Here is a 14,975-nt window from a genome sequence, read left to right as displayed (position 1 = left end):
ACACTGGACGTCCGGAAGGCGTCCTTCCACGCCTGTCAAGCGGCCGCGGCCTGCGTGGCGAACTGGGTCCGGTACAGGTCTGCGTAGCGCCCCTCGGCGGCCAGCAGCGACTCGTGGTCGCCCCGCTCGACGATCCGCCCGCCCTCCACCACCAGGATCTGGTCCGCGGCCCGGACCGTGGACAACCGGTGGGCGATCACGATCGCCGTGCGGCCGGCCAGCGCCGAGGCCAGGGCCTCCTGGACCGCGACCTCCGACTCCGAGTCCAGGTGCGCCGTCGCCTCGTCGAGGATGACCACGCGGGGCTGCGCGATCAGCAGCCGCGCGATCGTCAGCCGCTGCCGCTCGCCGCCGGACAGGCGGTAGCCGCGCTCCCCCACCACGGTCTCCAGCCCGTCGGGTAACGACTCGACCAGGTCCGCCAGCCGCGCCTGCCGCAACGCCGCCCAGATCTCCTCGTCCGTGGCCGATGGCCGCGGGTAGGCGACGTTCGCCCGGATCGTGTCATGGAACAGGTGGCCGTCCTGGGTCACCACGCCCACGATGTCCCGCACCGAGTCGAACGACAGCTCCTGAACGTCTACATCGGACAGACGGACCGTGCCGGAGTCCACGTCGTACAGCCGCGGCACCAGGGACGCGATCGTCGACTTGCCCGCACCCGACGGACCGACGAGCGCGACCATCTGCCCTGCCTCCGCGCGAAACGACACGCCGTGCAGCACCTCCTCGCCGCCCCGCTGGTCGAGCACGGCCACCTCCTCCAGCGACGCCAGCGACACCTTGTCCGCCGCCGGGTACCCGAAGCGCACGTCCTCGAGCGAGACCGACACCCCGCCGCCGGGCACCGACCGGGGCGACGGCGACTCGCTGATCATCGGCTTCAGGTCGAGCACCTCGAAGACCCGCTCGAACGACACCAGCGCGGTCATCACGTCCACCCGCGCGTTCGCGAGCGCGGTCAGCGGCGTGTACAGCCGGGTCAGCAGCAACGCCAGCGCCACCACGGTGCCCGCCGCCAGCTGACCGGTGAGCGCGAGGTACCCGCCGAGGCCGTACACCAGCGCCTGCGCCAGCGCCGACACCAGCGTCAGGCTCGTCATGAACCACCGGGTCAGCATCGCCGTGCGCACGCCGATGTCGCGCACCCGCGCCGCGCGCCCGCCGAACTCGTCCGCCTCCTCGCGCGGGTGGCCGAACAGCTTCACCAGCGTCGCGCCGGGCGCGGAGAACCGCTCCGCCATCTGGTTGGTCATGGACGCGTTCAGCGTCGCCGACTCCCGCTGCAGGTCGGCCATCTTCCGGCCCATCCGCCGCGCGGGCAGCACGAAGACCGGCAGCAGGACCAGCGCCAGTGCGGTCACCTGCCAGGACAGCGTGAGCATCACCCCGACCGACAGCACCAGCTGGATCACGTTGGTCACCAGGCCCGCGAGCGTCGAGGTGAACGCCCGCTGAGCCCCCATCACGTCGTTGTTGAGCCGCGAGACCAGAGCACCGGTCCGCGTGCGCGTGAAGAACGCCACCGGCATCCGCTGTACATGCTCGAACACCGCGCGGCGCAGGTCGTGGATCAGCCCCTCCCCGATCCGCGACGACTGCCAGCGCTCGGCCAGCCCCAGCCCGGCGTCGAGGATGGCCACCCCGGCGATCGCCAGCGCCAGCCACACCACCATCGACGCGTCGTGCCCGCCGACGATCGTGTCCACCACCTGCCCGGCGAGCAGCGGCGTGGACACCGCGAGCACCGCCGAGATCATCGTCAGCAGCAGGAACACGACGAGCTTGCCCCGGTGCGTCCCCGTGAAGCCGAACACCCGCCGGATGGTGCCCTTGTGCAGGCCCTTGGGCACATTCGCGGCACGCATGGCGCCGTGCATGACCATCCAGGCGTTCTCGACCACGACCCACCTCTTCCTCACCCCGCCCACCGGCTCAACACCGGCCGGCGCGGCGGCCCTTCCCGGTTACCCGCAGAGCGAACACGCCGCCCTAGTAGCCTGTGCCCGCGTGGAGCAGACCGGGCAGCGCGCACGCCGCTTCGACCTGCTCTTCTACCTGGTGAGCCTCCTGTTCGCGGCCGCGAGCGCGCTGTTCTCCGAGTTCTACGGCTACCGCGTCTGGGGCAACTTCGCCTCGATCGGCTACCTGCTCGCCACCGGTCTCACCGGGCTCGCCCTATTGTCGCGGACACCCCCGACAGTCTCGTCGAGACTCTCCTCGAGACTGCTGCGCTCGCGCTGGACCCCGGTCGCGGTCACGGGTCTGTTCGCCGGTGTCGTGCCGTTGCTCGTGCTGATCTTCCGCCGCTCGCCGGCGTTCGTGTGGGGACAGTGGCCGTGGGCGTTCCCGTCCCAGCCGGAGGTATGGGTGGTCGAGCGGTCCGCGGACCTCCTACTCGCGGACGGCACCCCCTATCCGGACCTGAGCCAGCTCGACCGGCCGCCGCACCCGGACGACTACACGCCCTACGGCCCGTCGATGACCGTGTTCGGCCTGCCTCGCGCGCTGCTCGGCGACGGGGCGTTCACCGACGCCCGGGTGGCCTTCGCCGTCGCGACCGTGCTGATCATCGTGCTGGCGTTCGCCGTGCTGGGCTGGCCGCGGGTGCCGGTCCTCGCCGCGCAGTTCGCCGCGGTCAGCCCGCTCACGCTGCTGACGATCACGGTGGCGGGAGACGACATTCCGGTGATCGCCCTGATCGTGCTCGCGACCGCGCTCGTCCACCGCGCGCACCCGGCCTGGGCCGGCGGGGTGTGCGCGCTGGTGATCACGATGAAGCTGACCGCCCTGCCGGCACTCGCGGTCCTCGCGGTGGCCGTGCTCGTCCGCCGCGGCGGCCGGGGTCACCAGGACCTGGCGATCTTCCTCGGCACGACCGTCGCGGTGAGTGCGGTCGTCGTGCTGCCCGTGCTGCTCGTCAACCCGGCGTCGTTCGTCGAGCACGTGATTCTGTACCCGGCCGGACTCGGCCAGGCCGGCTCACCGGCGGAGAGCCCGCTGCCAGGGCATCTGATCGCCCGGCTGGGACCGGTCGGCCACGCCGTGTCGCTGGCCCTGCTCGCCACGGCGGCCTGCGCGATCATCGCCTGGCTCGTGCTTCGCCCACCGCGAGATCCCGCGGCCGCGACGCTGCGGATCGCCACCGGCCTCGGGATGGCGATCATCCTCGCGCCGGCCACGCGCTGGGGGTACCTGGTCTACCCGCTGGCGCTGCTCGGCGCGATGATCGGGTTCGCTTCCGTCGGCGGAGCGCACGTACGACGCCGGACGGTCCGGCCAACCGCGGGACCGACCGATGATCTGGTCGCGAACCCCGACACCCGCGGCAGCCAAGCCTGAGACGGAAAACCTACTTCTTTTTGGTACGGGTGGCTCCGCCGCGGCCCCGCAGCGTGACACCGGACTCCGACAGCACCCGGTGCACGAACCCGTAGGAGCGACCCGTAGACTCCGCGAGAGCGCGAATGCTCGCGCCCTTCTCGTACTTCTTCTTGAGGTCAGCGGCCAGCTTGTCGCGCGTGCTGCCCGTGATGCGCGCGCCCTTCTTCAGATCAGCCACGTCGTCCGCCTTCCATAGCGTGTGACGGAGGTCCTGGATATACCTGCCGACGCAATGATCGAACACGACCGCGTGGAATGCCAGACGAGATCGAAAATACCTGTGAACTCACTTGCACCCCGGACGAGGGATTAGGCCAGTTGAACGAGTTCCAGGTAGTCGGCAGACCAGTGATCTTCGGTACCATCAGGTAGCAAGATCACCCGTTCGGGCGCAAGCGCTTCGACCGCACCAGGATCGTGCGTGACGAGAACTACCGCGCCCGCGTAGTTGTGCAGCGCCTCGAGAACCCGCTCCCGGCTCGCCGGGTCGAGGTTGTTGGTCGGCTCGTCGAGCAGCAGCACGTTGGCCGCGCTGGAGACCAGTCCGGCGAGCGCGAGCCGAGTCTTCTCCCCGCCCGACAGCGTGCCGGCCGGCTGCTCGAGCTGCTCGCCGCTGAACAGGAACGTCCCGAGCAGCGAGCGCAGTTGCTGCTCGGGCGTGTCCGGCGCGGCGTGCCGCACGTTGGCCCAGACACTCGCCTGGTGGTCGAGCGTCTCGTGCTCCTGCGCGTAGTAGCCGATCCGCAGCCCGTGACCGGGCACGACCGAGCCCGAGTCCGGCGTCTCCATACCGCCGAGCAGGCGCAGCAGCGTGGTCTTGCCGGCGCCGTTGAGGCCCAGCACGACCACCCGGCTGCCGCGGTCGATCGCGAGGTCGACCCCGGTGAAGACCTCCAGCGAGCCGTAGCTCTTCGACAGACCCGCCGCGGTGAGCGGGGTCTTGCCGCACGGCGCGGGCTCCGGGAAGCGGATCTTGGCGACCTTGTCCGCCTGGCGGACCTCCTCGAGCCCGGACAACAGGCGCTCGGCGCGCCGAGCCATGTTCTGCGCGGCCACCGCCTTGGTCGCCTTGGCGCGCATCTTGTCCGCCTGCGCCTGCAGCGCGGACGCCTTCTTCTCCGCGTTGGCCCGCTCGCGGCGGCGGCGCTTCTCGTCGGCGGCGCGCGCGTCGAGGTAGCGCTGCCAGCCCATGTTGTAGAGGTCGACCTGGCCGCGCATGGCGTCGAGGAACCAGACCTTGTTGACCACGTCGGCGAGCAGCTCCACGTCATGGCTGATCACGACGAGGCCGCCGTGGTGTGACTTGAGGAAGCCGCGCAGCCAGGTGATCGAGTCGGCGTCGAGGTGGTTGGTCGGCTCGTCGAGCAGCAGCGTCGTGCCCGATCCGTTGCCGCCACCGGACTCCGCGGCGGCGAACAGGATCCGGGACAGCTCGACGCGGCGGCGCTGGCCGCCCGAGAGCGTCGCGAGCGGCTGGCCGAGCACGCGGTCGGCGAGCCCGAGGTTGGCGCAGATCCGGGCGGCCTCGCTCTCCGCCGCGTAGCCGCCGAGCGCGGCGAACCGCTCCTCGAGCCGGCCGTAGCGGCGGACCTCGCGGTCGCGGCGGCCCTCGTCGGCGTGCTCGGACATCGCCGACTGCGCCTTCTCCATGTCACGCAGCAGCTGGTCGAGGCCGCGCGCGGAGAGCACCCGGTCCTTGGCGGTGACCGAGAGGTTGCCCTCGCGCGGATCCTGGGGAAGGTAGCCGAGCGCGCCCGCACGGCGCAGGTCGCCCGCGTACGGATCGGCCTCACCGGCGAGCACCCGCAGGGTCGTGGTCTTGCCGGCGCCGTTGCGGCCGACGAGGCCGATCCGGTCACCGGGCTGAATGCGCAGGGTCGCGTCGGAGAGCAGGATGCGCGTGCCGGCGCGCAGTTCGAGATCGGTGACGGTGATCATGCGGAGACTCCGTGAGATGGTGATGGCAGGCCTCGTCGGCTCGCCGGTCATGACCGGCGAGCACGCCTGCGGCCTAGTCCGTACGAATCACCACGTCGCCGAGTCTACGGGTAGCCGGCAACCGAGATTGGTGACCCTGGCCTCGCGCCGATGCGCGCTAAGCATCCGCTTAGCTAGAGTCTTGGCCCATGACACCGCCTACGACACCGGACTTCCACGGCAAGGTCGCGCTGGTCACTGGTGCCAGCCGCGGCATCGGACATGCGATCGCGGCCGAGCTGGCCCGCGGTGGGGCGGCGGTGACGATCTCGTCCCGCAAGCCGGACCAGATCGAGGCGGCGGCCGGTGAGCTGCGCGCCGAGGTACCGGACGCGAAGGTGCTCGCGGTCCCCGCGAACACCGGCCGCGACGAGGACCGCGAGGAGGTCGTGCGGCGCACGATGGAGGAGTTCGGCCGGCTCGACATACTGATCAACAACACCGGCATCAACCCCACCTACGGTCCGCTGGCGGAGGCCGACCTGGCGGCGGTGCGCAAGATCTTCGACGTGAACGTGGTCGGCGCTCTCGGCTTCGTGCAGCTGGTGCTGAAGGCGTGGATGGCCGAGCACGGCGGCTCGATCGTCAACATCGCGTCTGTGGCCGGGCTGCGCTCGTCCGGGGTGATCTCCGCGTACGGCGCGAGCAAGGCCGCGCTGATCCGGCTGACCGAGGAGCTGGCCTGGCAGCTCGGGCCCGGCGTGCGGGTCAACGCCGTGGCACCGGCGGTGGTGAAGACCAAGTTCGCCGAGATGCTCTACAACGAGCGCGAGGAGCAGGCGGCGAGCGCCTACCCGATGAAGCGCCTCGGCCACCCGGAGGACGTGGCCCGGATCGTCGCGTTCCTGGCGTCGGACCGGGCGCAGTGGATCACCGGCGAGACCGTCCGGGTCGACGGCGGCCTGCTCGCCACCGGCACGCTCGGCTGACTCAGACCAGTGCGGCGAGCGCCGCGACCGACCTGTGCAGGTCCGCGCGAACGGCCCGCCCGATCACCCTGCCCACCGGCCCGAAGACGGGCGGCCCGGTGACCTCCGCGTCGATCGTGACCGTCGACTCGCCACCGTCGCCGCGGACGCGGAGCTCCAACGCGATCCGCACGCCACCCACGCCGCGGCCGGAGATCGTCAGGCCGTGGGGCGGCGCGTAGCGATCGACGTGCCATCGGACGCGGTTGCGCAGACCCAGCACCGTCACCACCGACGTCAGGTCCGTCCCCGCGGTGATCTCCGCCGGCACGTCGCCGCGCCAGCCCTCGTGCAGGGTCAGCCACTCGCCGAAGCGGGACAGGTCGGCCGCGGTGGCCCAGGTCCGGTCCGGCGGCGCCGGCACCGGCCCGGACGCGTGCACCTTGGCCACGACGCCCTCCTACGGGTCCCGCACCACGATCTCGACGCAGCGCGCCCGCCGGGCCGCGTCGTCGAGGACCGTGCGCCGTGGCTCGGGCACGTCGAGCACCCGCGGCTCGGCGAGCGCGAACAGCCGCCCGAGTCGAGAATCGGCGCGTAGGCCCTCGAGCGCCCGCTGGTCGCCGCCGAGCACCACGGCGTCCAGTTCGGACAGTCGGGGCACCAGCACCTCCGCCGCGTCGTCGGCGGCCGCCCGCAGCGCCACCCGCGCCTGCCCCTCGCGCCGCCGGGCGAACCGGTGCTGCGACCACCCGCCCGCGGCGCTGCGCCCGTGCACCAGCCGCCGGTCGGTTCGCGACGCCTCCACCACGCCGTCGCGCGCCACGCCGACGCTGTGCCCACCCAGCCGCACGAGCAGCAGCCCGATCCGCCGCGGCGCGTGCAGGTGCTCGACGAGCGCCTCGACGGCGAGCCCGTCGAACGAACCGGTGGACGCGAGCGGCCCGAACGGCACCGCGCACGTCGCGGTCGCGCCGTCGACCGCGGTGACGAGCACCGAGCTCGGCTCGCGGACGGTGCCGGCCACTCCCCCGTGCCGGGCGGCGAACCGGTCGTACCAGCCGGCCACCCGCTCCGGCTCGACCTCGACCGCGCGCCCACCGCCGGCCACCGTCCTCGCTCTGCCCACCCGCAGACCGTAACGCGAGCGCCGCGCTGTGAGCGGGAGCGACGGAGCGTTCGCCGTCTGGACTGAGGAGCGCGCGCAGGCGCGCCAGCGCCGAGCACGTGAGGAGGGAAGACGGCGAGTAGCGCAGGAACGAAGCGAACCATTCAACACCGTGAGCGGGAGCGACGCAGCGTTCGCCGTCTGGACCGACGATCGCGCGCAGGCGCGCCAGCGCCGAGCACGTGAGGAGGGAAGACGGCGAGTAGCGCAGGAACGAAGCGAACCATTCAACACCGTGAGCGGGAGCGACGGAGCGTTCGCCGTCTGGACTGAGGAGCGCGCGCAGGCGCGCCAGCGCCGAGCACGTGAGGAGGGAAGACGGCGAGTAGCGCAGGAACGAAGCGAACCATCAGCACGGTCCGGCCGCCACCGGCGACTACGGCGGCGGCCGGACCGTCAGGACGTCACGGCGTGACGTACCCGTTGATGTGCAGGGAAACCGCCCGGATCGAGCCGGTGTCGGCGCCGACGAGGTCGAACGCGCGCAACGTCCAGTCGCCGTCCGCCGGGCCGCGCAGGCCGCCCAGCGGGTCGTTCGGCTGCCAGGTTCCGGTGAACGGCGCCTGGCTGGACGTCACCGACGTGAACGGGTTCTCCGCCGCGTCGGCGAACACGACCTGGCACATGTTGTTCCCGCCGCCGCCGGAGCCGCTGAACACGGTCGCGCTGGCACCGGTCGGCGAGGTCAGGATGCCGACCAGGTCACCGACGAACGTGTGGTCCAGGCCGACCGTGGTCGACCCCGCCGTCGTGTCGCACGTCGCCCCGTCGACCGAGAACGTGACCTTCGACGCCGGCCCCATGCCGCTGACCGGGATCGTCACGCTCGCGCCCACGGTGCTGGCGTCGGGGATCGCCACCGGTGCACCCGCATACGCGAAGTCCACAGTGGTCGGTGACGGCTCGCCCACGTCGACCGAGAAGCTCGCGGTGCTCGGCGAGTAGGCCCCGGCGAACGTGACCCGGCTGTTCAGCACCAGCGGGACGCCCACCTGGTGCGTGGCCGGCACGGTGACCTGGAAGGTCCGGACCGCCGTGTCGCCCTTCTCGATCGTGCCGTACGACTGCGCCCGCGGGCTGACGGTCACGCCCGACGTCGGGCTGGTCAGCACCACGCTCGTCGACACCGAGGTGGCGTCGCCGAGGTTGGTCACCGGCAGCGCGACCGTCGCGGTGTCACCCGGGTTCAGGAACTCGCCGCCGCCCGGCGGCGTGATCTTGGGCGACTGCGCCCGTGCCAGCGGCTGCGGGCTCGCCCCGGTGAACCCCAGCACCCGGTCGGCCAGCACCACGCCGTGCCCGCTGCGCCCGTCCACGCCCGGCTCGGCGATGTCGATCGCCGTGCTGGTCAGCGCCTCACGCACCTCGGCCGGGTCGATGCCGGGGTTGCCGGACAGGACCAGACCGGCGATCGCCGCCGCGTGCGGGGCGGCCGCCGAGGTGCCGAAGAACGGTTCGAAACCGGGCACGCTGGTGAACACGCCGTCCGCGGCGGTGATGTCCGGCTTCTGCCGCACCTCGCCACCGGTAGAGCTGACGTCGCCCGGCGTGATCGGCGTGCCGTCCGCCTCGTAGAAGACCTTGCGCGGACCGTCGGAGGTGAACCGCTCGAGCGCCGAATCGGCGTCGAAGGCGTCCGGGAACGGGCCCCGCGGGTTCGGCGGGTCGCCCGGCTCGAGGTCGAACGGCAGTGGGTCGTTCGCCGGCGCCGCGGCCACGCTGAACGCGCCTCGCGCGGCCGAGTGGCCGAACGTGACACCCGGGGTGTTGAACGCCTTGAGCCCGTCGGCCGAGTCGGAGAACCGGCCGCGCAGCGCCGAGAGCGACAGGTACCGGTCGGCACCGGCGAACTTCACGACCGCCAGCCGCAGCCCGCTGCCGCCGAACAGCGGCGTGTCCACCCGCTCATGGGCGTCCTGGGTGCCGGTCTGGAAGTCCTGGCTCATCGAGACCACGTTTCCGTTGCGGTCCAACAGGTACAGGTCGTAGTCGTTACCCGATCCGCCGATCGGGTCCGACCAGTTCAGCAGGACCGGCACGCCCGCGGACGAGGCGTCCGAGATCGGCTGGAACACCTGGGTGCGCTCAGACGGGTCGAAGTCGTGCGCGTACCCGGCGAACTTGCCGATCACCTGGCCGGAGTTGACGAAGTCGCCCTCCCAGTGCGCGGCGGTGCCGTCGACGGTGTTGCCTTCGTTGCCCGCCGAGGAGAAGTACAGCGCCCCGTCGGCGATCACGTCGTTCACGGCCTGGGCGATGATCCAGTCCTGGAACGGCGCCTCCCGGAAGTAGATGATGTCGTCGACGATGATGTCGCAGTCCAGTTCGAAGCGCAGCGCACGGATGTTGTCCGCGAAGCTGGCGTCGCCGTTGAACGCGGTCGCGAACCCGAGCGACGCGCTGGGCGCCACGTCGTGGATGATCTCCAGCATCGCGGTGCCCTCGTCGCCACCGCCCGCCTGCGTGGGCAGCACGTCGACGTCCGGCAGCTCACCGGCGGCCTGCGACGCGGCCAGCGAGTCGACCCCGTCGGACAGCGCGCAGATCTTCACGCCCACACCGGTGACGCCGACCTGCTCGCGCGAGGTGTCCGCGTTGTGCGTGCGGTCGCCCTCGCTGTTGACCGGCCCGGCGCGGTCCTCCAGCGCCGCCCGGGTGCTCGCCGCGATCCGGGCTGCCTTGTCCTGTTTGGACTCGGGCTTCGCCGGCGCGGCGCCGCGGTCGAGCTCGCGCGCGGTCATGGCGCCGCCCGCCACCTCGATCTTCCGGACGTCCTTGCGCGCGGCGATCGTGTTGATCGCCGACAGCGGCAGGTCGGCCCGGATCGTTCCGTACCGAGTGGACACCGACTTGAGCGTGGCGCCCGCGTTGGTGAGCGCCTTGCGCAGGTCGTTCGACACCGTGGCACGAATGTCGACCATGGTCTCGCCGCCGCTGACCTTGACGCCGCTCTGCAGCCGCGGCACCGCGCTCGTCGCCGCCGCGCCGGCGCGCGCGGTCAGCTCGACGAGTAGCTTGCTGTCCACTTTGGTCTGATTCTTGCTGGCGCGCTTCTTGATGTCCTGCAGGGCGCCGATCTGCCTGGCGGCGTTGTCCGCGGCCGATACCTTCTGGTCCTCGGGCGCTGGCGCGGCGGCCGCCGGACTCGCCAGCCCGACGACGGTGAGCAGGCAGGCCGCTGATGTCAACAGGACTCGGGATCTTCGTGATGCGTGTGCAGGTTTACGCACGGATCGTCCTCCGCGAATCGGCCGTGCCCCGACACACGGACAGCCCAACCGGGTACTCCCGGCCGGGCCAACCTATGGTTCGGTGCTTTCCGACACAGCGGCCATTTGGCTCAACCGCGCCAGGATCGTGTTACCAATTGCCGGCTGTTAACGACTCACAGGACGAACGCGTCCGACCACGGTTGTGCGCTGCGCCCGGCGAGGGCGTCGAGGAGCGTGGCCGCCTGACTGTCCGTGAGCGACGCGACGAAGTCGATCACCGCCCGTCCCCGAGCCAGTTCCCGGATGCCGGCCGCGCCCTGCGGCGGCTCGCCTACCGCACCGACCAAAGTGGACACATCCGTGGCGGCGAGCGTGCCGTACTCGTGCTCGGCGAGCATGACCAGGTCCTGCAGCCTGCGCGGCAACCGGTTCGACTCGTACCGGTCGGTCAGCCACTGCTCGAGGGCCTGGACGAGCGAGGCGAGCAGCAGCGCCTGGCCGCGCTGGTGCAGGGCGAGGTCCGGGCGGAGCAGCACGAACCGCCGGTGCACGAACTTGAGCACCTGCACCTCGTGCCACTGCGCGGGTGCCAGCTGCACGTGCCCGGAGCGGGTCGGCGGCTCGGGCACGACGCGCATGTCGGTGGCGAACCGCACGGTCCACCCGGCGGAGAACGTGCCGACGGCCTGCTCGGACTCGACCGAGCCGTCGAACGGGGTGGCGAGCAGGGTGTCGACGAGCTCGGTGCGCACCCGGGACACGGCGGCGACGAACGCGTCGTCGTCGACGATCCACGAGTCACGGCGGTGCAGGCGGCGGCGCAGGATTTCCAGCGAGTAGCCGGGCCGTCTCGAGTGCCTGGTCAGCAGCTCGTCGTCCAGCTCCGCGAGCTCGAGCGCGCCGGTGAGCCAGCGGCCGAGCTCGGCGGCGACCGGGGCGTGCTGCAGGACGCCGATGCGGTGGAAGTCCTCGAGGTCGTGGATGGCGTAGGCGATGTCGTCGGCGGTGTCCATGATCGACGCCTCGACGGTCTGCTGCCAGCTCGCGAGCCGGCCGAACGGCTCGCGCGCCTGGACCAGGTCGTCGAGCTCGGTGACGTAGACGGAGAACTTGCTCGACCCGGTGTGTGGCTCGTCGGCCGGCTCGGACGCGCCGCGCGGCGGGTCGGGCAGGTCGCGCGGGTGCGGCACGGGGTGTGAACGGCGGGTCCACGGGTACTTCAGCATCGCGGCGCGCACCGCGGCGGTGAGGTCGAGCCCGACCGCGCCGGGCCCGCCGGTGTCGGTGGTGGTGACGATGCGCAGGCTCTGGGCGTTGCCCTCGAACCCGTCGGGCAGGCCGAACCGGTGCCGTGCGAGCCGGTCGAGCTCCTGCTCGCCGAGGTGGCCGAACGGCGGGTGGCCGAGGTCGTGGGCGAGCGCGGCGGCCTCGACGACGTCAGGGTCACAGCCGCCGAGCTCGTCGAGCAGCGGGCCGTGGCGCGGGTCGGTGGCGATCCGCTCGGCGATGGCACGCGCGACCTGAGCGACCTTGAGACTGTGGGTGAGCCGGTTGTGCAGCAGCCCGGAGCCGCTGACGCTGACGACCTGGGTGACGCCGCCGAGGCGGGCGAAGAAGGGCGACGCCACGATCCGGTCGCGGTCGGCGCGGAACGGGCTGGCGGCGAGGTCGCCGGACTCGCTCGCCGATCGCCGTGCCTCGCGCCCCTCGCCCATGCCCGTTGACCCTACTGTGCTGGGATCTTTCCCGTGACGAGCGGCGAGGCGGATGTCGTGGTGGCCGGGGCGGGTCCGGCGGGCCGGGCGGTCGCGCGGGCGTGCGCGCTGCGCGGCCTGCGCACGGTGCTCGTGGCGCCGCGACCGTCCGCGCCCTGGCCGGCGACGTACGGCATGTGGCTCGACGAGGCGGCGCTGCTGCCGCCGGGGGCCGGGTACGTGGTGGCCCGGGCCCGGGTGGTCGCCGGCTCGGCGCGGTGGCTGGCTCGGGAGTACGCGGTGCTGGACAACCCGTCGGTGCGGGCCGCGCTCACGCACCCGGACGTCGAGGTGCGCACGGGCCGGCTGGGGGACGTCGACGCCCCCGTGCTGATCGACGCGACCGGCGCCCGCCCCACCGGTGGGGCCGAGCAGACGGCGTTCGGGGTCCGGGTGCCGGCGCACGTCGCCTCGCCGATCGTCGGGCAGGGTGAGGCGGTGTTCATGGACTGGCGGCAGCCGCTGCCAGGTCCCGCGACGTTCCTCTACGCCGTCCCGCTGCCAGACGGCCGCGTGCTGTTGGAGGAGACCTCGCTCGCGAGCCGGCCGGGCCTGCCGTTCGCGGAGCTGCGCCGGCGCCTGCTGGCCCGCCTGGCCGGACACGGCATCGACCCCGATGACGCCGAGGTGGAGCGGGTACGCATCCCCCTGGACTCGCCGCCCGCCGCCCCGGACCTGCCCGGGCCACCGCTGCCGCCGGGCTCGCGCGCGCACGTGCGGTGCCCCACCCCCACCCGTTCCCGGGGGGCGCCCCTGAGGCCATTCTATCGGGGGTGGGGGACCAAATCGGGGCGTGCGGGCGGGTTGTGGACAACTTCGGGCCGCGAGTGGCGCGTCGTGCCGTTCGGGGCGGCGGCCGGACTCACACATCCCGCCACCGGGTACGGCATCGCCGACGCGTTGCGGCTCGCGCCCGGGGTGGCCGAGGCGATCGCCACCGGAGGCGCCGCGGCGGCCCGGCGGGTGGTGTGGTCGGCCCGGGCCCGGGCGGTACACCGGCTGCGCCGCACGGGGCTGCGTACGCTGCTCGCCCTCGCGCCGGAGCAGGCCGAGGAGTTCTTCACGCTGTTCTTCGCGCTCCCGCCCGGACTTCAGCACGCGTACCTGTCCGGCCGTGCGGATCTCGCCGCCACCACGGCGGCGATGGCCCGCCTCTTCCGCGCGGCCCCGTGGCCGCTGCGCCGGACGATGCTCGGCGTTCCGGCGCGCCGGACCCCGGCGGCGAAACGAACAGTGCGATGAGCACGCCGGCATAGACTCGGCCAATGCAGCGCTACTCACCCGGCCAGGTCGCCGAACGGACGGGGTTCAGCATCGACACCCTGCGCTACTACGAGCGGATCGGCCTGCTCGACGACATCGAACGCAACCCGGGCGGCCAGCGGGTGTTCACCGAGGACGACGTGTCCTGGCTGATGATCCTGCGCTGCCTGCGCGAGACCGGGATGCCGATCCAGCGCATGGTCCGCTTCGCCGAGCTGGCGCGCGACGGCGAGTCGACCATCCCGGACCGGATCGAGCTGCTGGAGGAACACGACCGCGACGTCGACGCGAAGATCGCGCAGCTGCGCGAGGAGCAGGAGCACATCCGCGGGAAGATCGGGTACTACCGGGGCGTGCTACGCGACCGGAGCGCCAGCCCGGCGTGACGAGCTGGTGCGGTGGCGCTAGATCGTGAAGCCGAGCGCGCGCAGCTGCTCGCGGCCGTCGTCGGTGATCTTCTCCGGGCCCCACGGAGGCATCCAGACCCAGTTGATCCGGAAGTCACCCACGAGGCCGCCGCCGGGGCCGGCGGTCAGCGCCGCGCGCGTCTGGTCCTCGATCACGTCGGTCAGCGGGCAGGCCGCGGACGTCAGCGTCATGTCCAGAGTCGCGGTGTTGTCCTCCTCGATCCTGATGTCGTACACCAGGCCGAGATCCACGACGTTGATGCCGAGCTCGGGGTCGACGACGTCCCGCATGGCCTCCTCGACGTCCTCGATCGCGGCCACGTCCGCATTGGGCGCGGGTGGCTCGGGCAGCGACTCCACGCCCCGCTCCATGTTCTCGACCTCACTCATGATGCTCCCTCGCAGGCTCGGTCGCGCTCGCCCTGTATTTGATGATTCGCTCCGCAAGCTCCGCTCATCGGACAGCACCTCCATCGGCCCGGGCCACGGCGTCCTTGAACGCCATCCATCCGAGCAGCGCACACTTCACACGGGCCGGGTACTTCGCGACGCCGGCGAACGCGACGCCGTCCTCCAGCATGTCCTCGTCCGGCTCGACCTGGCCGCGGCCCTGCACCATGGTCACGAAAGCGTCCATCGTGGACAGTGCCTCCCCGACCGACCGGCCGGTCACCAGGTCGGTGAGCACCGACGTCGACGCCTGGCTGATCGAGCAACCCTGCCCCTCGTAGGACACGTCCTTGACCTTGTCATCGGTGAGGGCGACCCGCAGCGTCACCTCGTCCCCGCAGGTCGGGTTGACCTGGAAGGACTCGGCGTCGTACGGCTCACGCAGGCCGCGCCCGTGCGGGTTCTTGTAGTGGTCCAGGATGATCTCCTGGTACATCGACTCGAGGTTCACC

At 72.0% G+C, this 14,975-nt stretch carries 13 protein-coding genes; 4 read left to right on the top strand and 9 right to left on the bottom strand.

Features of this window, described 5'->3' with window-relative positions; translation table 11 throughout:
- Positions 1-35: 35 nt before the first annotated feature.
- Entirely contained in the window at positions 36-1,880 is a 1,845-nt protein-coding gene (locus tag ACRDTB_RS16875) for an ABC transporter ATP-binding protein (RefSeq protein ID WP_431431297.1), read from the bottom strand.
- Here ACRDTB_RS16875 and ACRDTB_RS16870 point away from each other — a divergent pair.
- A complete protein-coding gene (locus ACRDTB_RS16870; protein WP_431431286.1) occupies positions 1,879-3,342 on the top strand; it encodes a glycosyltransferase 87 family protein in 1,464 nt (487 codons plus the stop codon). The two genes, ACRDTB_RS16875 and ACRDTB_RS16870, sit on opposite strands and share 2 nt — an antisense overlap.
- A 10-nt stretch (positions 3,343-3,352) precedes the next feature.
- Here ACRDTB_RS16870 and ACRDTB_RS16865 read toward each other — a convergent pair whose 3' ends face one another.
- Positions 3,353-3,562, bottom strand: coding sequence for a helix-turn-helix domain-containing protein (locus ACRDTB_RS16865; RefSeq protein ID WP_133909271.1), 210 nt, complete (start codon positions 3,560-3,562; stop codon positions 3,353-3,355).
- Positions 3,563-3,693: 131 nt separating this feature from the next.
- Complete coding sequence (locus ACRDTB_RS16860) at positions 3,694-5,322, bottom strand: ABC-F family ATP-binding cassette domain-containing protein (RefSeq protein ID WP_431431284.1); 1,629 nt, start codon at positions 5,320-5,322, stop codon at positions 3,694-3,696.
- A 188-nt stretch (positions 5,323-5,510) separates the two neighbouring features.
- Between ACRDTB_RS16860 and ACRDTB_RS16855 the strand changes: the two genes are divergently transcribed.
- Positions 5,511-6,290 carry an SDR family oxidoreductase gene (locus ACRDTB_RS16855; RefSeq protein WP_431431283.1) on the top strand — a complete coding sequence of 260 codons (780 nt, stop codon included), beginning with the start codon at positions 5,511-5,513 and terminating at the stop codon, positions 6,288-6,290.
- 1 nt (position 6,291) lies between these two features.
- On the opposite strand, the gene ACRDTB_RS16850 is transcribed toward ACRDTB_RS16855, so the two are convergent.
- The 4 genes from ACRDTB_RS16850 to ACRDTB_RS16835 all read right to left on the bottom strand — a co-directional run bounded on the left by ACRDTB_RS16850 (position 6,292) and on the right by ACRDTB_RS16835 (position 12,364).
- Positions 6,292-6,720, bottom strand: coding sequence for a type II toxin-antitoxin system Rv0910 family toxin (locus tag ACRDTB_RS16850; RefSeq protein WP_431431281.1), 429 nt, complete (start codon positions 6,718-6,720; stop codon positions 6,292-6,294).
- Between the two features lie 9 nt (positions 6,721-6,729).
- Positions 6,730-7,398, bottom strand: coding sequence for an acVLRF1 family peptidyl-tRNA hydrolase (locus tag ACRDTB_RS16845; RefSeq protein ID WP_431431279.1), 669 nt, complete (start codon positions 7,396-7,398; stop codon positions 6,730-6,732).
- 443 nt (positions 7,399-7,841) lie between these two features.
- The gene (locus tag ACRDTB_RS16840) at positions 7,842-10,625 is read right to left on the bottom strand and encodes a S8 family serine peptidase (protein ID WP_431431278.1); all 2,784 of its coding nucleotides are present in this window, start codon (positions 10,623-10,625) and stop codon (positions 7,842-7,844) included.
- Positions 10,626-10,822: 197 nt separating this feature from the next.
- Positions 10,823-12,364, bottom strand: a complete 1,542-nt coding sequence (locus ACRDTB_RS16835) for a deoxyguanosinetriphosphate triphosphohydrolase family protein (RefSeq protein WP_431431276.1) — start codon at positions 12,362-12,364, stop codon at positions 10,823-10,825.
- A gap of 33 nt (positions 12,365-12,397) precedes the next feature.
- On the opposite strand from ACRDTB_RS16835, the gene ACRDTB_RS16830 reads away from it, so the two are divergent.
- Positions 12,398-13,645 (top strand): lycopene cyclase family protein, encoded by a 1,248-nt coding sequence (locus ACRDTB_RS16830; RefSeq protein ID WP_431431275.1) that lies wholly within the window; start codon positions 12,398-12,400, stop codon positions 13,643-13,645.
- 23 nt (positions 13,646-13,668) lie between these two features.
- Positions 13,669-14,052, top strand: a complete 384-nt coding sequence (locus tag ACRDTB_RS16825) for a MerR family transcriptional regulator (RefSeq protein ID WP_431431273.1) — start codon at positions 13,669-13,671, stop codon at positions 14,050-14,052.
- Positions 14,053-14,070: 18 nt separating this feature from the next.
- Here the strand turns inward: ACRDTB_RS16825 and ACRDTB_RS16820 are convergent, their stop codons facing one another.
- Entirely contained in the window at positions 14,071-14,463 is a 393-nt protein-coding gene (locus ACRDTB_RS16820) for a metal-sulfur cluster assembly factor (RefSeq protein WP_431431272.1), read from the bottom strand.
- 64 nt (positions 14,464-14,527) lie between these two features.
- The gene (gene sufU, locus ACRDTB_RS16815; protein ID WP_431431270.1) at positions 14,528-14,974 is read right to left on the bottom strand and encodes a Fe-S cluster assembly sulfur transfer protein SufU; all 447 of its coding nucleotides are present in this window, start codon (positions 14,972-14,974) and stop codon (positions 14,528-14,530) included.
- Between the last annotated feature and the right edge of the window lies 1 nt (position 14,975).

This window comes from Actinophytocola sp., assembly GCF_050699935.1.
Taxonomy (GTDB): domain Bacteria; phylum Actinomycetota; class Actinomycetes; order Mycobacteriales; family Pseudonocardiaceae; genus Actinophytocola.
The sequence above is the reverse complement of the archived record's forward strand: the minus strand, read 5'-3'. Positions and strand labels throughout refer to the sequence as shown.